19 protein-coding genes are annotated in these 17,724 nt (G+C 62.9%); 13 read left to right on the top strand and 6 right to left on the bottom strand.

The features are described 5' to 3' along the window. Window positions 1-3 precede the first annotated feature (3 nt). From GTP77_RS08315 to GTP77_RS08305, 3 genes are all read right to left on the bottom strand, one after another. Window positions 4-897 (bottom strand): ABC transporter ATP-binding protein, encoded by an 894-nt coding sequence (locus GTP77_RS08315; RefSeq protein WP_161071699.1) that lies wholly within the window; start codon window positions 895-897, stop codon window positions 4-6. 167 nt (window positions 898-1,064) lie between these two features. Continuing rightward, the gene (locus tag GTP77_RS08310; protein ID WP_161071698.1) at window positions 1,065-2,261 is read right to left on the bottom strand and encodes an ABC transporter permease; all 1,197 of its coding nucleotides are present in this window, start codon (window positions 2,259-2,261) and stop codon (window positions 1,065-1,067) included. Between the two features lie 3 nt (window positions 2,262-2,264). After that, window positions 2,265-3,044, bottom strand: a complete 780-nt coding sequence (locus GTP77_RS08305; RefSeq protein WP_161071697.1) for an ABC transporter ATP-binding protein — start codon at window positions 3,042-3,044, stop codon at window positions 2,265-2,267. A gap of 98 nt (window positions 3,045-3,142) precedes the next feature. On the opposite strand from GTP77_RS08305, the gene GTP77_RS08300 reads away from it, so the two are divergent. Then, window positions 3,143-3,598: a hypothetical protein gene (locus GTP77_RS08300; protein ID WP_161071696.1), complete on the top strand. Its 456-nt coding sequence runs from the start codon at window positions 3,143-3,145 to the stop codon at window positions 3,596-3,598. A gap of 35 nt (window positions 3,599-3,633) precedes the next feature. Next, window positions 3,634-4,278, top strand: a complete 645-nt coding sequence (gene coq7, locus GTP77_RS08295; RefSeq protein ID WP_161071695.1) for a 2-polyprenyl-3-methyl-6-methoxy-1,4-benzoquinone monooxygenase — start codon at window positions 3,634-3,636, stop codon at window positions 4,276-4,278. Window positions 4,279-4,375: 97 nt separating this feature from the next. On the opposite strand, the gene GTP77_RS08290 is transcribed toward coq7, so the two are convergent. Further along, the gene (locus tag GTP77_RS08290) at window positions 4,376-4,798 is read right to left on the bottom strand and encodes an OsmC family protein (protein ID WP_093552311.1); all 423 of its coding nucleotides are present in this window, start codon (window positions 4,796-4,798) and stop codon (window positions 4,376-4,378) included. 233 nt (window positions 4,799-5,031) lie between these two features. On the opposite strand from GTP77_RS08290, the gene GTP77_RS08285 reads away from it, so the two are divergent. The 6 genes from GTP77_RS08285 (at window position 5,032) to erpA (ending at window position 10,638) form a co-directional block, all read left to right on the top strand. Next, a complete protein-coding gene (locus GTP77_RS08285) occupies window positions 5,032-7,221 on the top strand; it encodes an NHL repeat-containing protein (RefSeq protein ID WP_161071694.1) in 2,190 nt (729 codons plus the stop codon). Window positions 7,222-7,875: 654 nt separating this feature from the next. Beyond that, window positions 7,876-8,304: a 50S ribosomal protein L13 gene (gene rplM, locus GTP77_RS08280; protein WP_056398365.1), complete on the top strand. Its 429-nt coding sequence runs from the start codon at window positions 7,876-7,878 to the stop codon at window positions 8,302-8,304. A gap of 9 nt (window positions 8,305-8,313) precedes the next feature. Then, window positions 8,314-8,706, top strand: coding sequence for a 30S ribosomal protein S9 (gene rpsI, locus GTP77_RS08275; protein ID WP_056398368.1), 393 nt, complete (start codon window positions 8,314-8,316; stop codon window positions 8,704-8,706). Window positions 8,707-8,830: 124 nt separating this feature from the next. Continuing rightward, entirely contained in the window at window positions 8,831-9,868 is a 1,038-nt protein-coding gene (argC, locus tag GTP77_RS08270; protein WP_161071693.1) for an N-acetyl-gamma-glutamyl-phosphate reductase, read from the top strand. Window positions 9,869-9,871: 3 nt separating this feature from the next. After that, window positions 9,872-10,216 (top strand): hypothetical protein, encoded by a 345-nt coding sequence (locus GTP77_RS08265; protein WP_161071692.1) that lies wholly within the window; start codon window positions 9,872-9,874, stop codon window positions 10,214-10,216. Window positions 10,217-10,272: 56 nt separating this feature from the next. After that, the gene (gene erpA / locus GTP77_RS08260) at window positions 10,273-10,638 is read left to right on the top strand and encodes an iron-sulfur cluster insertion protein ErpA (RefSeq protein ID WP_161071691.1); all 366 of its coding nucleotides are present in this window, start codon (window positions 10,273-10,275) and stop codon (window positions 10,636-10,638) included. Window positions 10,639-10,748: 110 nt separating this feature from the next. Here the strand turns inward: erpA and GTP77_RS08255 are convergent, their stop codons facing one another. After that, complete coding sequence (locus GTP77_RS08255) at window positions 10,749-11,840, bottom strand: anhydro-N-acetylmuramic acid kinase (protein WP_161071690.1); 1,092 nt, start codon at window positions 11,838-11,840, stop codon at window positions 10,749-10,751. 117 nt (window positions 11,841-11,957) lie between these two features. Then, complete coding sequence (locus GTP77_RS08250; RefSeq protein ID WP_161071689.1) at window positions 11,958-13,343, bottom strand: M23 family metallopeptidase; 1,386 nt, start codon at window positions 13,341-13,343, stop codon at window positions 11,958-11,960. Window positions 13,344-13,499: 156 nt separating this feature from the next. On the opposite strand from GTP77_RS08250, the gene tyrS reads away from it, so the two are divergent. The 5 genes from tyrS (at window position 13,500) to dusB (ending at window position 17,688) form a co-directional block, all read left to right on the top strand. Beyond that, window positions 13,500-14,735: a tyrosine--tRNA ligase gene (gene tyrS / locus GTP77_RS08245; RefSeq protein WP_161071688.1), complete on the top strand. Its 1,236-nt coding sequence runs from the start codon at window positions 13,500-13,502 to the stop codon at window positions 14,733-14,735. After that, the gene (dtd, locus tag GTP77_RS08240; protein ID WP_161071687.1) at window positions 14,732-15,184 is read left to right on the top strand and encodes a D-aminoacyl-tRNA deacylase; all 453 of its coding nucleotides are present in this window, start codon (window positions 14,732-14,734) and stop codon (window positions 15,182-15,184) included. The genes tyrS and dtd overlap by 4 nt, the downstream gene beginning before the upstream one ends. A gap of 13 nt (window positions 15,185-15,197) precedes the next feature. After that, the gene (locus GTP77_RS08235) at window positions 15,198-15,848 is read left to right on the top strand and encodes a YbhB/YbcL family Raf kinase inhibitor-like protein (protein ID WP_161071686.1); all 651 of its coding nucleotides are present in this window, start codon (window positions 15,198-15,200) and stop codon (window positions 15,846-15,848) included. A 10-nt stretch (window positions 15,849-15,858) separates the two neighbouring features. Continuing rightward, window positions 15,859-16,500 (top strand): histidine phosphatase family protein, encoded by a 642-nt coding sequence (locus GTP77_RS08230; protein WP_161071685.1) that lies wholly within the window; start codon window positions 15,859-15,861, stop codon window positions 16,498-16,500. A 171-nt stretch (window positions 16,501-16,671) separates the two neighbouring features. Further along, entirely contained in the window at window positions 16,672-17,688 is a 1,017-nt protein-coding gene (gene dusB / locus GTP77_RS08225) for a tRNA dihydrouridine synthase DusB (RefSeq protein ID WP_161071684.1), read from the top strand. Window positions 17,689-17,724 lie beyond the last annotated feature (36 nt).

Genomic DNA, 17,724 nt, shown 5'->3' with positions numbered 1-17,724 from the left:
GCCTTAATCGCAGCTGTCGGCGGCGTTGTGGCGGCCGGCGATGGTGGCGAAGTACAGGTCTTCCAGGTCGCCGATGGCTTCCTCGAAACCGTCGCCCGGATCGTCGTCGCTGTAGACGTGGATCAGCGTGCGGCCGGACAGCAGACGGGTCGAGATCACGGCATGGCGGGTCTGGAACTGCTGCAGGTCGCGCTTGTCCACGAAGCGCGCCCAGATCTTGCAGCTGATGTCGTCGATCAGCTGCTGGGTCTGGCCGGTGAGCAGCAGATGGCCCTTGTTGATAATGGCCATATTGGCGCACAGGTCGGCCACGTCGCTGACGATGTGGGTGGACAGGATCACGGTGCGGTCTTCGCCGATGTCGGACAGGAGGTTGTGGAAGCGCACGCGTTCCTGCGGGTCCAGGCCGGCCGTGGGTTCGTCCACGATAATCAGTTTCGGGTCGCCCAGCAGCGCCTGGGCGATGCCGAAGCGCTGCCGCATGCCGCCCGAGAAGGTGCCCAGCTTCTGGTGGCGCACCTCGAACAGATTGGTCTGCTGCAGCAGGCCGTCCACCACTTCGCGCCGGCGGGCGCGGCTGGACAGGCCTTTGAGCACCGCGAAATGGTCCAGCAGCTCGTAGGCGGACACCTTGGGATAGACGCCGAAGTCCTGCGGCAGATAGCCCAGCAGGCGGCGGATTTCGTCCTTCTCGTCCAGCACGTCCAGCTCGCCCAGGAAGACCGAGCCGGAATCGCATTCCTGCAGCGTCGCCAGCGTCCGCATCAGGGTGGACTTGCCGGCGCCGTTAGGCCCCAGCAAGCCGAACATCCCGGCCGGTATCGTGAGCGAAATATTGTCCAGCGCCACCACCCCGTTGGCGTAAGTCTTGGACAAATTGCGAATGCGTAATTCCATGCTGACTCCTGTCGTGTCCTGCTGCACCGCAACAGGACATACCACTATTCAATGTTGGCATTGTATTGAAATTGCCGCTGAGCGGTGGCTTCATTGCGACAGTCGGCAAAATCAGGGTTCCAGAGCGCCCAAAGCGGGGAACGGGCTACCGGGCGAACCGCGTGCGGCTAGTTGCGGAACAGCACTTGTTCGCGGCTGAACCACCAGCGGCACAGGGCCAGCAGCGCGCCTGCCGTGACCGTGCTCGACACCAGGATCACGGCGAACATGCGGTAGTCCATGGTGCCCTTGACCAGTTCCTTCATGGCCAGCGCCACATTGGTCAGCGGCACCATGGCCCACAGCCAGTTCAGTTCCACGCCCGGCAGCAGGGCCACCATCACCGGCAGCAGGGACAGCAGCATCAGCGGCGAGATCAGCCCGGCCGCCTCCTTGTAGCTCTTGGCGTAGATGGACAGCGACAGCAGCACCGAGGCGAAGATGGCGGCGGTGGGCGCCAGCATCAGCGCCAGCATGGCCATGTCCAGCGCGCCGATGGAGCTGACCATGGCGGCCACGCCGGCCGGCGCCGCGCTGCCGAAGGCGAACAGCAGCACGCTCATGCTGCCCACCATGAGCAGGGACGAGGTCAGGCCTATGCTGAACAGCACCAGGAATTTGGCCAGCACGATGGAGCTGCGCGGCACCGGCGCCAGCAGCAGCGTTTCCAGCGTGCCGCGTTCCTTTTCCCCGGCGCCCATGTCGATGGCCGGGTACATGGCTGCCATCAGGCAGCCCATCAGCAGGAAGTAGGGCAGCAGGCCGCCCAGCACGGCGCCCATCTGCTCGCGCTTGCCCGCCGTGGAGCGCTCCTCCAGCATGACGGGATTGAGGGCGAAGCGGAGCTGCTTCTTGCTCAGGTTAAGCGCGGACAGCTCGTGCTCGCGCAGCTCGGCGTTGACCGCGTCCAGCTCGGCCGACACGCGCTTGCGGATCACGTCCATGCTCACCGCGCTGTTGTAGTGCAGCGCCACGCTGGCCTGCTCCTTGCCTTGCAGGCGCTGCTGGTAGGCCGGCGGGATCACCAGCGCAAACTTGATCACGTCCTTGTCGATGGCGTTGCGGATCTGCTCGGGCGAGGCCAGCGGCACTTCGCGGAAGCCGCGCTCGGCCGTGAAACGCTGCGCCAGGCCGGGCGCGTATTCCTTGCCGAACATGGCGTAGGTCAGCTCGGCGGTGCGCGCCTTGTTGAACAGATTGGTGGACACATAGCTGAAGCCGCCCATGATCAGCGGCATGGCCAGCACCGGTATCAGCACGGTGAAGATAAAGGTCTTGCGGTCGCGCGCCAGCTCCAGGATTTCCTTGAGGTAAATGGTCCACATGGCTCAGTCCTCGCGGTTGATGACGCCGATAAAGGCGTCGTACAGGTCGGCGCTGCCGCCCAGGTGGCGCAGCTCATCGACCGTGCCGTTGAAGGCGGTCTTGCCGTGGTTGATGATGCAGACGCGGTCGCACAGTTTTTCCACCTCGTGCAGGTGGTGGGTGGAGAACACCAGCGGAATGCGCAGCGCCTTGTAGCTGGCGATGAAGTCCAGCAGGATCTTGGAGGACATCACGTCCAGGCCGGTGGTGGGCTCGTCCAGGATCACAATCTGTGGCTCGTGCACCACGGTGCGGGCGATGGCGCACTTCTGTTTCATGCCGGTGGAGAGCTGGTCGGCGCGCTTGCTGCCATAGTCCTGCATCTGCAGCAGCTCGAACAGATAATCGCAGCGGCGCTTCAGGTGGGCGCTGTCCATGCCGTGCAGGCGGCCGAAATACTCGACGTTCTCGCGCGCCGTCAGGCGCCCGTACAGCCCGGTTGAGCCGGACAGGAAGCCGATCTGCTGGCGCGCCAGCAGCGGCTGTTGCAGCAGATCCACGCCGTTCACCAGGGCCTTGCCGGCGTCCGCCTTGAGCGCGGTCGACAGCAGGCGCAGGGTGGTGGTCTTGCCGGCGCCGTTGGGGCCGAGCAGGCCCAGCACTTCGCCGGGCGCGCAGCTGAAACTCACGTCGCGCACCGCGTGGAACCAGCCGTCGTGGCCGCGCGGGTCGCGCGTGGCCGGCGCGGCGCCCTTCTGCCGGGGCAGCTGGAAGCGCTTGGCCAAGCCCTGAACTGCGAGCATTTTATTGTCCTGTTGTAAATATGGTGAGCAAGGGTAGCATGCCAAAATTCTCACATGCAAGATACAAAATGGTTTTGTCTTGCTATAGTCGTGCCACTATGAAAAACAGTCTGTTGATCGACACAGCCACCAAGGAAAAGATCCTCGCGGTAACGCGCTGCGGCACCACCGTGTCCGAAGCCACCGGTTTCTTCCGGGTGGCGCTGGGCCTGCATTACCTGTCCGGACTGATGACCAAGGAGACCCTGGACTTCAAGCGCCTGGACAAGGAATACAACCGCTTCATCTACCATGCCATTGGCAAGGGCCACAGCATCACCAGCATCCTGCAGTACCTGAGCGGCGAAAAGGTGATCAAGGTGGTGGAGTCTGCGCGCTTCCTGCGCGCCTTCAGCGACTATTGCGACGCGGTGCCGGTCGACAGCATTCCCTTCCTGCTGGGGCTGAACCTGGGCGTGGCCAAGGATTTGTCCGGCATCGACGTGCGCGGGCCGGTGGCGGACTGGATAGAGCGCCAGCGCATCCTGCGCGAGGAGAGGGAAGGCGGGGTGTAAAATGGTGCTTTCTGAACCAGCTTGAGCAGAACACCATGGCAGCAAACCATTTCCATACTCCACTGGACCGTTTCATTGCCAGCGCCGACAAGGCGCTGCGCGTGGTGGCTGGCGTGGCCTCGGCCTCGCGCCCGAATCCCGCCGCACATGCGGCCGATGCGGCGCTGAGCGAGTCCGAGCAGCGCCACGCCGCCGGGCTGATGCGCGTGAACCACGTGGGCGAAGTGATGGCGCAGGCGCTGTACAACTCGCAAGGGCGCTTTGCGCGCAGCGAGGAGATCCGCCGGCAGTTTGAAATTGCCTCGCGCGAGGAAGAGGACCACCTGGCCTGGACCGCGCAGCGCCTGGGCGAGCTGGGCTCGCAGATCAGCATGCTCAATCCGCTGTTTTATGCGGGCGCCTATGCGCTGGGCACGGTGGCAGCCGTGCTGGGCGACGCGCGCAGCCTGGGCTTTGTGGTGGAGACCGAGCGCCAGGTGGAGGCGCATCTGGCCAGCCACCTGGACAAGCTGCCGCCGCAGGACGCCAAGTCGCGCGCCATTGTCGAGCAGATGCGGGTGGACGAGGTGGCGCACGGCGCCGCCGCGCAGGAGATGGGGGCGGAAACCGCGCCCCTGCCGGCGCGCCTGGCCATGACGGCCATGGGCAAGCTGATGACCAGTACCGCGTATTACATTTAATGCCGGCGGGTTACGGGCTCCGCCCTAACCCGCCCTACGAATTCACCAAATACCGGACCATTGCGTAGGGCGGGTTAGCGTAGCGTAACCCGCCATCTCAGCCTTCCACGATCTCGTAGGAATGCGTGATCTCGGCCGTCTTGGCCAGCATGATGGACGCCGAGCAGTACTTGTCGTGCGACAGCGACACCGCGCGCTCCACCGTGGTCTGCTTCAGGTTCTTGCCGGTCACGGTGAAGTGGAAATGGATCTTGGTGAACACTTTCGGATCGGTATCGGCGCGTTCAGCCTTCAGCGTCACGTCGCAGCCGCGCACGTCTTCGCGGCCGCGCTTCAGGATCAGCACCACGTCATAGGCGGTGCAGCCGCCCGTGCCCAGCAACACCATCTCCATCGGGCGCGGCGCCAGGTTGTGGCCGCCGCCCTCCGGCGCCCCGTCCATATTCACCAGGTGGCCGGAGCCGGTCTGGGCCAAGAAACTCATCCCGGACGGGCCGTTCCAGCTGACTTTGCATTCCATTTCATCTCTCCGTAAAAAAACTTTGCCACTATTGTAATGGAGCAAAGCCGGCCGCGCTTTGCGCCAGCATCTACTCCTTGTTGCGGTGCCGCATCTTCCGCTGAAAAAGAGCCAATCGCCAGTGGGTATTCATCTGCAATGCACTGCAACATAATTATTGCCGTGAACCACGCAATCTCGCATACTGATGCGCGTCCGCTTCTCCATCTATCCCTTTCATACAGGTAGGTACCATGAACAACATGACTGCATCCGAGACCGGTTTCAAGCACCTGTGCCACTACGGCGAGTTGGCCTTGCCCGGCATGACCAAGAGCGGCGAGCTGCCGGACGACTTCACCATGAATTCCCCGGTCGGCGTTGCGCGCGACAACTACAACCACGTCTGGGTGTGCGACACCGGCAACAGCCGCGTGCTGGTCTTCACCGCCGACTTCGGCACGCTGCTGCATGTGATCGACGGCATCCCGGGCAGCACCGGCCTGGACCAGCGCCTGCTCATGCCCTTCCACCTGTGCCCGCATCCCACCGACGACATCATGTATTGCACCGACATGGGCAACGGCCGCGTGGTGGCGTTTGAATACGACGAGCACAGCGCGGACTTCCAGTTCGCCTTCGGCAACGTCGCCAGCAAAAACTTCCTGCCGCTGTCCGACCCGAACGGCATCACCGTGATCAAGGAAGCGGACGGCGAGCACTACATCTACGTGGCCGACGAGTTCTTCCACACCGAGGGCGACGTGCGCAGCCGCTGCGTGAAATTTACGCTGGAAGGCGACTTCGTGCTGCAGTTCCGCGCCGTGCAAGACCTGGACAGCACCCACGAACTGCTGTGGCCGCAAGGCCTGGCCAGCGACTCGAAAGGCAACCTCTACCTGGCCAACACCGGCTACTACGAAATCCTGAAGATAGACACGGCCTGGCCCATCAAGAACGAAACCGTGCAGGCCACCAAGGAAACCGCGCTGCTGCACGGCTTCGGCCAGCCCACCGGCATCGGCAAGTTCAATGTGATGCGCTCGGTGTGCGTGATCGACGACTACGTCTTCGTGCCGGGCCAGGTGGAAAACGCCATCATGGTCTACAACCCGGAAGGCAAGCTGCAGGAGAAGGTGATGGGCATGCTGCCCATGTGGAACCACGAGCCCGAGCCTGTGCATTCCTATAACGACCTGATCTACGGCGCGCTGGAAGACCGCGTCTTTGTCGGCCCCTACCAGATCTGCGCGGGCAAGGAAAAGAACACCTATTACATCAGCGAGCCGTTCGCCTCCACGGTGCTGCATGTGAGCATCAACATCATCGACGACAGCCTGCCCACCGTGGCCGTGCTGCTCGACACCGTGGGCCACCGCCGCGACAACGCCTCCCGCGCCCTGGCCACCTCGCAGTTCAACTGCATGACCTCGGTGATCCGTGTCGACCCCAACCGCAAGGGCGATGGCGTGCTACCGGCCCGCAACTGGTGGGACGGCTGGGCCAAGACCGCGGCCGGCGTCTACCAGTACTGGTACGACCACGTGCTCAAGCCCGCCGGGCTGGATCCGCTGGCCCATGTGGGCACGTCCTCGTACAACATCGATTCCGGCAACTGGTGCCTGAAGACCTTCAACACCGCCGTCAATCCCTATGCGCAGCTGCAGGACATGGTGCGCGGCTTCTTCACGCCCGGCGACATCGCCATGACGGCCTACTACCCGTCGCAGCCGCTGCTGGGCCAGGTCTGCCCCGGCACGCCGCTGATCTTCATCACCAATTTCAATATGTGCACGGTGTCCATGTACCAGTACGGACCGAACGGGCATTTGCTGAACTACGGCGTGCCCTTCGGCCGCGAAGGCGTGGGCGGCGAGGGCACGCTGAAGGCGCCGCAAGGCATCACGGTGAACAGCCACGGCGAGATCTATATTGCCGATTCGCTCAACAACCGCATCTCCCAGTGGCAGCTGCAGGCCACCGGCATCGTCAGCTTCGTCCGGAATTTCGTGTGGGAGGAGGACGGCAAGCCGCTGGCCTCGTTCACGCCGTGCGACATGGACGTGGATACGCAGGACCGCCTGTTCGTGTGCGACCAGTTCAACAACTGCATCCGCGTGTTCGGCCGCGACGGCAAGAGCCTGTGGAGCTACGGCCAAGCCGGCTATTGCGACGACCTGGAGAAAGATTATGAAAAATTCTATCTCCCGGCCAGCCTGTGCATCGACGAGGACGACAACCTCATCGTCAACGACCTGGTGAACCGCGCGCTGAAGGTGTTCAAGATCGGCGAAAACACGCTGACGTACAAGACGGGCGATCTGGTGTTCAAGAAATATCCGGAGGCGGGCGGCGTGTGGATGCCGTTCTTTATCTATGCCCACAAGGGGAACGTCTACGTGCCGGACACCACCTTCAACGTCGTGAACGTGTATAGCTACTGATCGAGGTGTTTGTGGTTGTATCTGCTTCAGTGCTGACTTGTCCCCTCGAAATCAAAGCCTTACTAGAAAATGAAATTAAATAAGATTCGCATTTGTAAAGTTTTCCTTCGAACATTGTCAATTTTCATTTTGTATTCCGGGGTTGCGTCTGTTCTCGGTGGGAAGCCTGGGCATGGCTTGGTAAATATCGGATTTTCGATTTACGTCGCCTTGTGCAGCACCGATGATGTGATTGCGCTTTGGCATGTCCGCAAAGAGAATTTATCTGCTATTCAGAAAGTCGACAGTCCAGTCTGGTTTTCTTTGTTGGGGACTATTGGGGCGGTTTTGGTGATAACAGGCCTGGCACTTCAGATATTTTAACCAGCCATGCAAACGGTAGGAGGCGATGATACGCCGACTCCGTTTCGAGCGCTTCCGGGAGTGCGCCCCGAGCGAAGGGCGAAGGGGCTTGTCTTTAGAGCAGTGCGAGGCCGGGTGCAGCCAGCGTACGTCCTGCCAGACCAAAGTCGGCTTGACGGGCGTGGCCGGTGGGGGTTATAATTGCCGGCTTTCCCGTTCGCTCAGGGAAAGTAAACAACAAGGATGCGTCCGCTGCAACACCGGGGCGGAACCACCAGATGAGCGTTTTTATCTTTCACAGAAAGTCATAACATGAAAACTTTTTCCGCTAAGGGCCATGAAGTCCAGCGCGATTGGTTCGTGATTGACGCGACGGACAAAGTCCTCGGCCGTGTTGCCAGCGAAGTGGCACGCCGACTGCGCGGCAAGCATAAGCCAGAGTTCACCCCTCACGTCGACACCGGTGACTTCATCGTCATCATCAACGCAGGCAAACTGCGCGTGACCGGTACCAAAGCAACCGAGAAGACCTACTACCGTCACTCGGGCTACCCAGGCGGCATCTACGAGACCAACTTCCTGAAAATGCAACAGCGTTTCCCAGGCCGTGCTCTCGAAAAGGCTGTCAAGGGCATGCTGCCTAAAGGCCCACTGGGCTACGCCATGATCAAGAAGCTGAAAGTATACGCCGAGGGTTCGCACCCACACGCTGCTCAGCAACCTAAAGCACTCGAAATCTAAGGAACTGACATGATCGGTAACTACAACTACGGCACCGGCCGTCGCAAGAGTGCAGTGGCTCGCGTGTTCATCAAGGCAGGCACTGGCCAAATCATCGTTAACGGCAAGCCAGCGGCTGAGTACTTCTCCCGCGAAACCGGCCTGATGGTCATCCGTCAACCACTGGAACTGACCGGCAACGTTGAACGTTTCGACATCAAAGTCAACGTACACGGCGGCGGCGAGTCCGGCCAGGCTGGTGCTGTTCGTCACGGCATCACCCGCGCACTGATCGACTACGATGCAGCTCTGAAGGGCGACCTGGCACGTGCCGGCTTCGTCACTCGCGATGCTCGCGAAGTTGAGCGTAAAAAAGTTGGTCTGCGCAAAGCACGTCGCGCAAAGCAATTCTCGAAGCGTTAATTTGCTTCATACAGCGTGCGCTGCGGCGCATGCTGGCGAGAAAGCCGCCCGGTACGCCGGGCGGCTTTTTTTCAGCCCTGCTAAAATGGGCGTCCCCTCTTTATTTAACTCCCAAGGAAAGAACATGATCAAAGTTGGCATCGTCGGCGGCACCGGATACACCGGAGTGGAACTGCTGCGATTGTTGGCCGTCCACCCTCAAGTGCAGCTGACGGCGATTACGTCGCGCAAAGAGGACGGCTTGCCGGTGGCTGACATGTATCCTTCCCTGCGAGGCCGCGTCAAGCTGGCGTTTTCGGCGCCGGACAAGGTCGACCTGGCCCAGTGCGACGTGGTGTTCTTCGCCACCCCGCATGGCGTGGCCATGGAGCAGGCGCCCGCGCTGCTGAAAGCCGGCGTGAAAGTGATCGACCTGGCGGCGGACTTCCGCATCAAGGACCAGGCCGTATTTGAAAAGACGTACAAGATTCCCCATACCGCGCCGCAACTGATCGAGGAGGCCGTGTACGGCCTGCCGGAGCTGAACCGCGAAGACATCAAGGCCGCCAAGCTGATCGCCAACCCGGGCTGCTACCCGACCACCATGCAGCTGGGCTTCGTGCCGCTGCTCAAGGCCGGCATCATCGACGCGGGCAACCTGATCGCCGACTGCAAGTCCGGCGTGTCCGGCGCGGGCCGCAAGGCCGAGATCGGCATCCTGTTCTCCGAGTCCAGCGACAACTTCAAGGCCTACGGCGTGTCCGGCCACCGCCACACGCCGGAGACGGTGGCCCAGCTGCAGCGTTTCAGCAGCGACAAGGTCAACCTGATCTTCACGCCCCACCTGGTGCCGATGATACGCGGCATGCACTCCACGCTGTACGCGCGCCTGACCAAGGACGTGAGCAACGAGGAACTGCAGGCCCTGTTCGAAGACGCCTACAAGGACCAGCCTTTCGTGGACGTGATGCCGTTCGGCTCGCACCCGGAAACCCGCAGCACGCGCGGCGCCAACACGCTGCGCCTGGCGCTGCACCGTCCGGACAACGGCAACACCGTCATCGTGCTGGTGGTGCAGGACAACCTGGTCAAGGGCGCATCCGGCCAGGCCGTGCAGTGCATGAACCTGATGTTCGGCCTGGAAGAAGGCATGGGCCTGGACAACATCGCCCTGATGCCATAAACAGTGGCGAAAAAATGGCAAGGCAGCGGCGCCTCGGCCCCGCCCACCGTCCTGGTGGAACGCAAAGCGCCGCTGCTGGCGCGCATCGCCGGCGTGGCCGTGGTGCTGGCGCTGGGCGGCGTGCTGCTGGTATGGGGCGTGGACCTGGGCGGACGCATCTTTGGCGTCAGCCGGGGCGCGCCCACGCCGGAGCAGCAGCTGGCGCAGGTGCAGGCCGAACTGGCGCAAATGACCGCCGAGCGCGACGCGCTGCAGGCCATCGTCAAGAAAGCCGGCTTGCCGCTGCCGGGCCAGGAAGCAAAAATTGTTGCCCCGGAACCAAAGCCCGTACAGGAAATCAAGCCTTGACAGCATGAGTCCGGACTAAGGTCTATAATGGCCGTATGAATTTTTAGGAGTAGCACATGAATGCAGTAGCCGAAGTGCAAGACGAAGTAATCCCGGTCCCTATCGTATTCACCGACAGCGCCGCGCAGAAAGTTGCGCAGCTGATCGAAGAAGAGGGCAATCCAGACCTGAAACTGCGCGTATTCGTGCAGGGTGGCGGCTGCTCGGGCTTCCAGTACGGTTTCACGTTTGATGAAATCGTCAACGAAGACGACACCACCATGGACAAGAACGGCGTGCAGCTGCTGATCGACTCCATGAGCTACCAGTACCTGATCGGCGCGGAAATCGACTACAAGGACGACCTGGAAGGCGCGCAATTCGTCATCAAGAACCCGAACGCCACCTCGACCTGCGGCTGCGGTTCGTCGTTCTCGGCCTAAGAGGCACGGCGGGTTACGCGGCTCTGCCGCTAACCCGCCCTACGGTTCCGCATACCCGCAGATCCGCATACCCGGCGTAGGGCGGGTTAGCGCAGCGTAACCCGCCAATCTCAGCGCGGATACAGCGCCCCCAGCACCCGTTCGCCCCGCGCTCCCGTCACGGCAGGCAGATTCCCCGCCAGCCGCTCGTTGAAGCGGAACGCCAGCCAGGCAAAGGCCAGCGCTTCCATCCGGTTCGGCGCCACGCCCAGCGCGTCGGTCGATTCCACCGGCACGCCCAATTCCACCGCAAGATTGCGCATCAGCACGCCGTTGTAGGCGCCGCCGCCGCAGATATACACCGCCTCCGTCCTGGGCGCATGCTCCTTGATCGCCTGCGCCAGCGACAGCACGGTCAGCTGGGTCAGCGTCGCTTGCACATCCTGCGGCGCAGCCGAGGCAAAGGGCGCCAGCTGCGTATCGAGCCAGTCGCCGTGGAACAGGTCGCGGCCCGTGCTTTTCGGCGCGGGCAGGGCGAAGTAAGGCTCGCGCAGCATGGCGTCCAGCAACGGCTGGATCACGGTGCCGGACGCCGCCCAAGCGCCGTCGGCGTCATAGGCCTTGCCCTGGTGGCGGGCGATCCACTTGTCCATCAGCACATTGCCGGGGCCGGTATCAAAGCCGGTGGCCTTGCCGTCGCCGCGCAGCACGCTGATATTGGCGATGCCGCCGATATTGGCCACCACCCGCGTCTTGCCCGGCACGCTGAACATGGCCTGGTGGAAGGCCGGCACCAGCGGCGCGCCCTGGCCGCCGGCCGCCACGTCGCGGCTGCGGAAGTCCGCCACCACGTCGATGCCGCACAGCTCGGCCAGCAGCGCGTGGTTGCCGGTCTGGCGCGTAAAGCCCAGCTCGGGGCGATGGCGTATGGTCTGCCCATGCGATCCCACGGCGCGCACGTCGGCCGGCTTCATCTCGGTCTGCGCCAGCACCTCGGCCACGCACTGCGCGTAATACTCCGCCAGCGTGTTGGCCGCCAGCGCCTCGCGCTCCAGCTCGTTCGGGCTGGCCGCCTGCAGCGCCATCAGCTCCTCGCGCAGCGCCGGCGGAAACGGCACATAGGCCGCCGCCATGGTGCGCGCCGCACCGCCCCAGAAATCCACCAGCACGCCGTCCACCCCATCCAGGCTGGTCCCCGACATCAAACCGATATACAGGCTCATCAACATCCTCCAATAGTGTGCCGCTATTGTGCCTCACCACAGCGAAAAAGGGGTCAGGGTTAATATTGCAAGCAATATTAACCCTGACCCCTTTTTGCGTGGGCCGCGCGCAGCGGCTTATTTGGCGGCCAGGCTGGAGGCGTTGGCGTTGGTGGGACGCAGCAGCGCGAAGCGGTGCATCATGTCGCCGGAGACGGTCTTGAAGCGGTTCAGCTCGGCTGCGGTCAGCGGGGCTTGCGCTTGCACGTTGAGCTTGTTCGGGTCCTTGGCTTCGCCGCCGACACGGAATTCGTAGTGCAGGTGGGCGCCGGTGGACCAGCCGGTGGTGCCGACATAGCCGATCACGTCGCCCTGGCTGACCTTGCTGCCTTTTTTCAGGCCAGGCGCGAAGCGGCTCATGTGGGCGTAGGCGGTGGTGTAGTTGGCCCAGTGCTTGAGCACCACCAGGTTGCCATAGCCGCCCTGGGTGCCGGCGAAGTCCACCACGCCGTCGCCGGAGGCGCGGATCGGGGTGCCGGTGGCGGCCGCGAAGTCGATGCCTTTGTGGGCTTTCCAGTTGCCGGAGATGGGGTGCACGCGCATCGAGAAACCGGAGGAGATGCGGGAGAATTCCAGGGGGGATTTCAGGAAGGCTTTTTTGAGGGACTTGCCGTCGAAGCTGTAGTAGCCGCCGCCTTGGTTGCTGCTGGGATCTTCAAACCAGACCGACTGGTAGGTGGTGCCGCGGTTGGTGAATTCGCCCGCCAGGATGCGGCCCGCTCGGATAAATTCGCCGTCTTGCCAGAACGTTTCGTAGACCACGTTGAAATGGTCGCCGCGCTTCAGGTCGGAGCGGAAGTCGATATTGGTGGAGAACATTTCCACGATCTGGCGCACCACGGAGTCCGGCAGCTTGGCGCCGTCGTTGCTGGCGTCGGTGGCCGCGTACAGCGACGAGGAGTTGATGGTGCGGGTGTGCATTTCCACACGGCGCTCCAGCTTGGCCGCTTCTTCGCTGGCGACAAAGCCGTCGCCCTTGCGGCTGACCAGGATGTTCTTGACCGGGATGTCCTTGCCGTCCACCACGGTGGCGCGCAGCCACACCAGGTTGCCGTTTTCGTCGGTCTGCGCCTGGACCTTCTTGCCGGTCTTCAGCTGCATCACGCCTTTGGCGACCTTGTCCTTCTTGATGAAGGTTTCGGCGGCGTCGTCCTCCACGCCGAGACGGGTCATCAGCGCGGCCAGCGTGTCGCCGGCGCGGATGCGTTCTTCGTGGACGTATTTTTCGGTGGATTCTTGCTGCTCGAGGGCGCCGATTTGCGCGGAGATGTTCGGAAGTTCAAGGGTGGTGGAGACCGACTTGACCGGTAGGTCCGCCGCGTCTGGCGCTAGCGGCGCCACGCCGGCCGCACCAAAGGCGCACACAGCAAGAAAGATTGCCGATGCACTCATGATGCGCGCCTTGCGCGTCGAACCTAGCAAGTTGACCAAGCCTTGGCTTGTGAATTTGTTTATAGGGTTCATGCAATCAGTTAAAATTTACCGCTTGAACTGTTCCGAACTTTGATATTTTTATAGTTGTCGTCTTATCGAGTTTTCATGCGGCAAGATTGATGGGATCGCGAATTATATCAAACTATCGGACTCATCCTACATTTTCACGAGAATTGTGCTCCCCCTATGGTAACTGCAACCCAACCCGCTCTGCCGCTGTCCGACCGCGTGCAGGAAGCCCTGGCCATCACTAAACGCGGCGTCGACGAGCTGCTGATCGAGACCGAATTCGCGCAGAAACTGGCGCGTTCCGAACAGAGCGGCGTACCGCTGCGCATCAAGCTGGGCCTGGACCCAACCGCGCCGGATTTGCACTTGGGTCATACCGTGGTGCTGAACAAAATGCGCCAGCTGCAGAACCTGGGCCACCAGGTGATCTTCCTGATCGGCGACTTCACTTCCATGATCGGCGACCCGTCCGGCCGCAACGCCACCCGTCCGCCGCTGACGCGCGAGCAGATCGAAGCGAACGCCGCCACTTACTTCAAGCAAGCTTCGCTGGTGCTCGATCCGGCCAAGACCGAAATCCGCTACAACTCCGAGTGGTGCGACCCGCTTGGCGCGCGCGGCATGATACAGCTGGCCTCGCGCTACACCGTGGCGCGCATGATGGAGCGCGACGACTTCACCAAGCGCTTCAAGAACGGCACGCCGATTTCGGTGCACGAATTCCTGTACCCGCTGATGCAGGGCTACGACTCGGTGGCCCTGAAGGCCGACCTGGAGCTGGGCGGCACCGACCAGAAATTCAACCTGCTGGTGGGCCGCGAGCTGCAAAAAGACTGGGACCAGGAGCCTCAGTGCATTTTGACCATGCCTCTGCTGGAAGGTTTGGACGGCGTTGAAAAAATGTCCAAATCGAAGAACAACTACATCGGCATCACCGAGCCGGGCAATAACATGTTCGCCAAGATCATGAGCATTTCCGACGTGATGATGTGGCGCTACTACGAACTCCTGTCGTGGAAATCGATCGAAGAGGTAGCGGCGCTGAAAAAGGCGGTGGAGCAGGGCGGCAACCCGCGCGACGCCAAGGTGGCGCTGGCGCAGGAAATCGTCGAGCGCTTCCATTCGCGCCAGGCGGCCGAGGACGCGCTGGCCGACTTCGTCAACCGTTCCAAGGGCGGCATTCCGGACGATGTGCCGGAAATCACCCTGGCCGGCGCGCCGGCCGGCATCGCCCAGCTGCTCAAGCAGTCCAACCTGTGCGCCTCGGTGTCGGAAGCGGCGCGCATGGTGGACCAGGGCGGCGTGCGCGTGGACGGCACGGTCATCAGCGACAAGGCGCTGAAGCTGGACGCCGGTACTTTCGTGCTGCAAGTGGGCAAGCGCAAGTTCGCGCGCGTCACCTTGACGGCATGATAGGGCTGCTGCAGCGGGTCAGCAGCGCGGGCGTGGTGGTGGATGGCGCGCTGATCGGCGCCATCGACGCCGGCCTGATGGTGCTGGTGTGCGCCGAGCGCGGCGACACCGAGAAGGAGGCGGACGCCCTGCTGAACAAGCTGCTGGGCTACCGCGTGTTTGCGGACGAGGCGGGAAAGATGAACCGCAGCGTGACCGACGTGGCCGGCGGCCTGCTGCTGGTGCCGCAGTTCACGCTGGCGGCGGACACCAAGTCCGGCACGCGCCCCTCGTTCACGCCGGCCGCCGCGCCGGCGGACGGCGCGCGGCTGTTCGAGTACTTTGTGCAGCAGGCCAGGCTCAAGCATCCGCAAGTGGCCACCGGCCGGTTCGGCGCCGACATGAAGGTGTCGCTGACGAATGACGGCCCGGTCACGTTCTGGTTGCAGGTTGAACCGAAGAAACAATAAAGCGGGGGCGGCGGTGAAACTGTGGAGTGATTCTTTCAAGAACGGCGGCGTCATCCCCGCCGAGTTTGCCTTTGCCGAGCCGGACCCGCAGGGCGGCATCCGCCTCGCGGCCAACCGCAACCCGCACCTGGCCTGGAGCGAGGTGCCGAACGGCACCGAGTCCCTGCTGCTGGTGTGCATAGACGGCGACGCCCCGGCCGACGCGGCCAAGGTCAACCGCGAGGGGCACACCCTGGACGCGTCCGACGCGCGCGCCGACTTCTTCCATTGGGCGCTGGCCGATATTCCGCCCGCGCTGGGGGGTATCCCCGCAGGCCTGCTGGCCGACGGTGTGACGGCCAGGGGCAAACCCGGACCCGATATCGAGCTGGCCGTGCTGGACGGTGCCGGCCATCCGCTGCGGCAAGGCCTGAACGACTACACCGACTGGTTCGCCGGCGACCCGGCCATGGCGGGCGACTATTTCGGTTATGATGGCCCCTGCCCGCCGTGGAATGACTTGCTGGCGCACCATTATGTGTTCCGGCTGTATGCGCTGGATGTGCCGCGCCTGCCCGTGGAGGGGCGTTTCACCGGCCAGCAGGCTTGCGCGGCCATGCGCGGCCACATACTGGACGAAGCACAAATCATCGGCGTCTACAGCCTGAATCCTCGGGCGCGCTAACCAGGCTTACATGACTACCAGTATTTTATTGATACGCCACGGCGAAACGGCGTGGAACGCCGTGCGCCGCCTGCAAGGCCACATCGACATTCCCCTGAACCCGGAAGGGCGGCGCCAGGCGGACGCCCTGGCGCGTGCGCTGGCCGCCGAGCCGCTGCACGCCATTATCGCCAGCGATTTGCAGCGCGCGCTGCAGACCGCGCAGGCGGTGGCCGGCCCGGACCGCACCGTACAGCAGGACGTGCAGCTGCGCGAGCGCTGCTACGGCGTGTTCGAGGGCATGCTGTACGCCGACATTGAACGCACTTATCCGGCCGAGTTCGCCGCCTGGCAGGCGCGCGACATCGACGCCGTGCCGCCGGCCGGCGAGCGCGTGGCCGAAAGCTTCCGCCAGTTCTTCCACCGCTGCACGGACGGCATCGCCGCCTGGGCCGTGCGCCACCCTGGCCAGACCATCGCCATCGTCGCCCACGGCGGCGTGCTGGAGTGCGCCTACCGCGCCGCCACCGGCATGACGCTGGAAAGCCCGCGCGATTTCCAGGTGAAGAACGCCAGCATCAACCGTTTCACTTTTGCCAACGGCAAGCTGGCGCTGCAAAGCTGGGGCGAAACCGCCCACCTCGAACAGCTCGTCCTGGACGACATCGTTTAAGCTGCCGCCGCCGGCGCGGCAGCACACCCGTGCTTATAAATTCCACACGGAAAGGCAGTTTCATAACTGCCAAGCTGCACAAGCACGGGAATCAGAATAAATAGTGCTTATTATTTGAGCAGTCCTTCGGTTAGAATAGACGGTTTCCCCGTTCATTTTCAGGCTTACCCAGTGCAAATCGGTCCGCATATCCTCCGTAACAATGTCTTCGTCGCCCCTATGGCGGGCGTGACGGACAGGCCTTACCGCCAGCTTTGCAAGGAGCTGGGCGCCGGGTATGCGGTGTCGGAAATGGCGGCCTCGAACCCGCGCGTGTGGGCTTCGGAAAAGAGCGCGCGCCGGCTCGACCATGCCGGCGAAATGGAGCCGAAGGCGGTGCAGATCGCCGGCTCCGATCCGCAGGAACTGGCCGAGTGCGCCAAGCACAATGTTGACAAAGGTGCACAGATTATCGACATCAACATGGGCTGCCCGGTCAAGAAGGTGTGCAACAACTGGTGCGGTTCGGCCCTGCTGCCGCACGAGGACCTGGTCGAGCGCATCCTGCACGCGGTGGTGGGCGCGGTGGACGTCCCGGTGACGCTGAAGTTCCGCACCGGCTGGGACCGCGAAAACAAGAACGCGCTGCGCATCGCCCGCATCGCCGAGCAGGCCGGCATCCAGATGCTGACCCTGCACGGCCGCACCCGCGCCGACGGCTACACCGGCGACGCCGAGTACGACACCATTGCCGCCGTGAAGGCCTCGGTCGGCATCCCGGTGGTGGCCAACGGCGACATCACGTCCCCGGAAAAAGCCCGCTTCGTGCTGGACAAGACCGGCGCCGACGCCGTCATGGTGGGCCGCGCCGCCCAGGGCCGCCCGTGGATTTTCCGCGAGATCGACCATTACCTGCGCACCGGCACGCATCTGCCCGCGCCGCTGGTGGCCGAAGTGGCCCAGCTGATGGACGAGCACCTGCAGGCGCACTACGCTTTTTACGGCGAGCGCAAGGGCATGCTGACGGCGCGCAAGCACATCGGCTGGTATGTGCGCGACCTGGAAGGCGGCGAGGAATTCCGCCAGCGCATGAACCGCCTGGAGTCCACGCAGGAACAGTTGCAGTCGGTTAAAGAATTCTTCGAATCGCAATGGAAGTATGGCGAGCGGTTACAATACCGCCTCGCCGAAGAAATGCTGGCCGCCTGAACGGCGCCGGCGTGGCAGATCAATTAGCAGAAATAT

Source organism: Pseudoduganella aquatica (assembly GCF_009857595.1).
GTDB classification, from domain to species: Bacteria; Pseudomonadota; Gammaproteobacteria; order Burkholderiales; family Burkholderiaceae_D; genus Rugamonas; species Rugamonas aquatica_A.
Note: the sequence above shows the minus strand (reverse complement) of the source record. Positions and strands in the feature narration are given on the sequence as shown.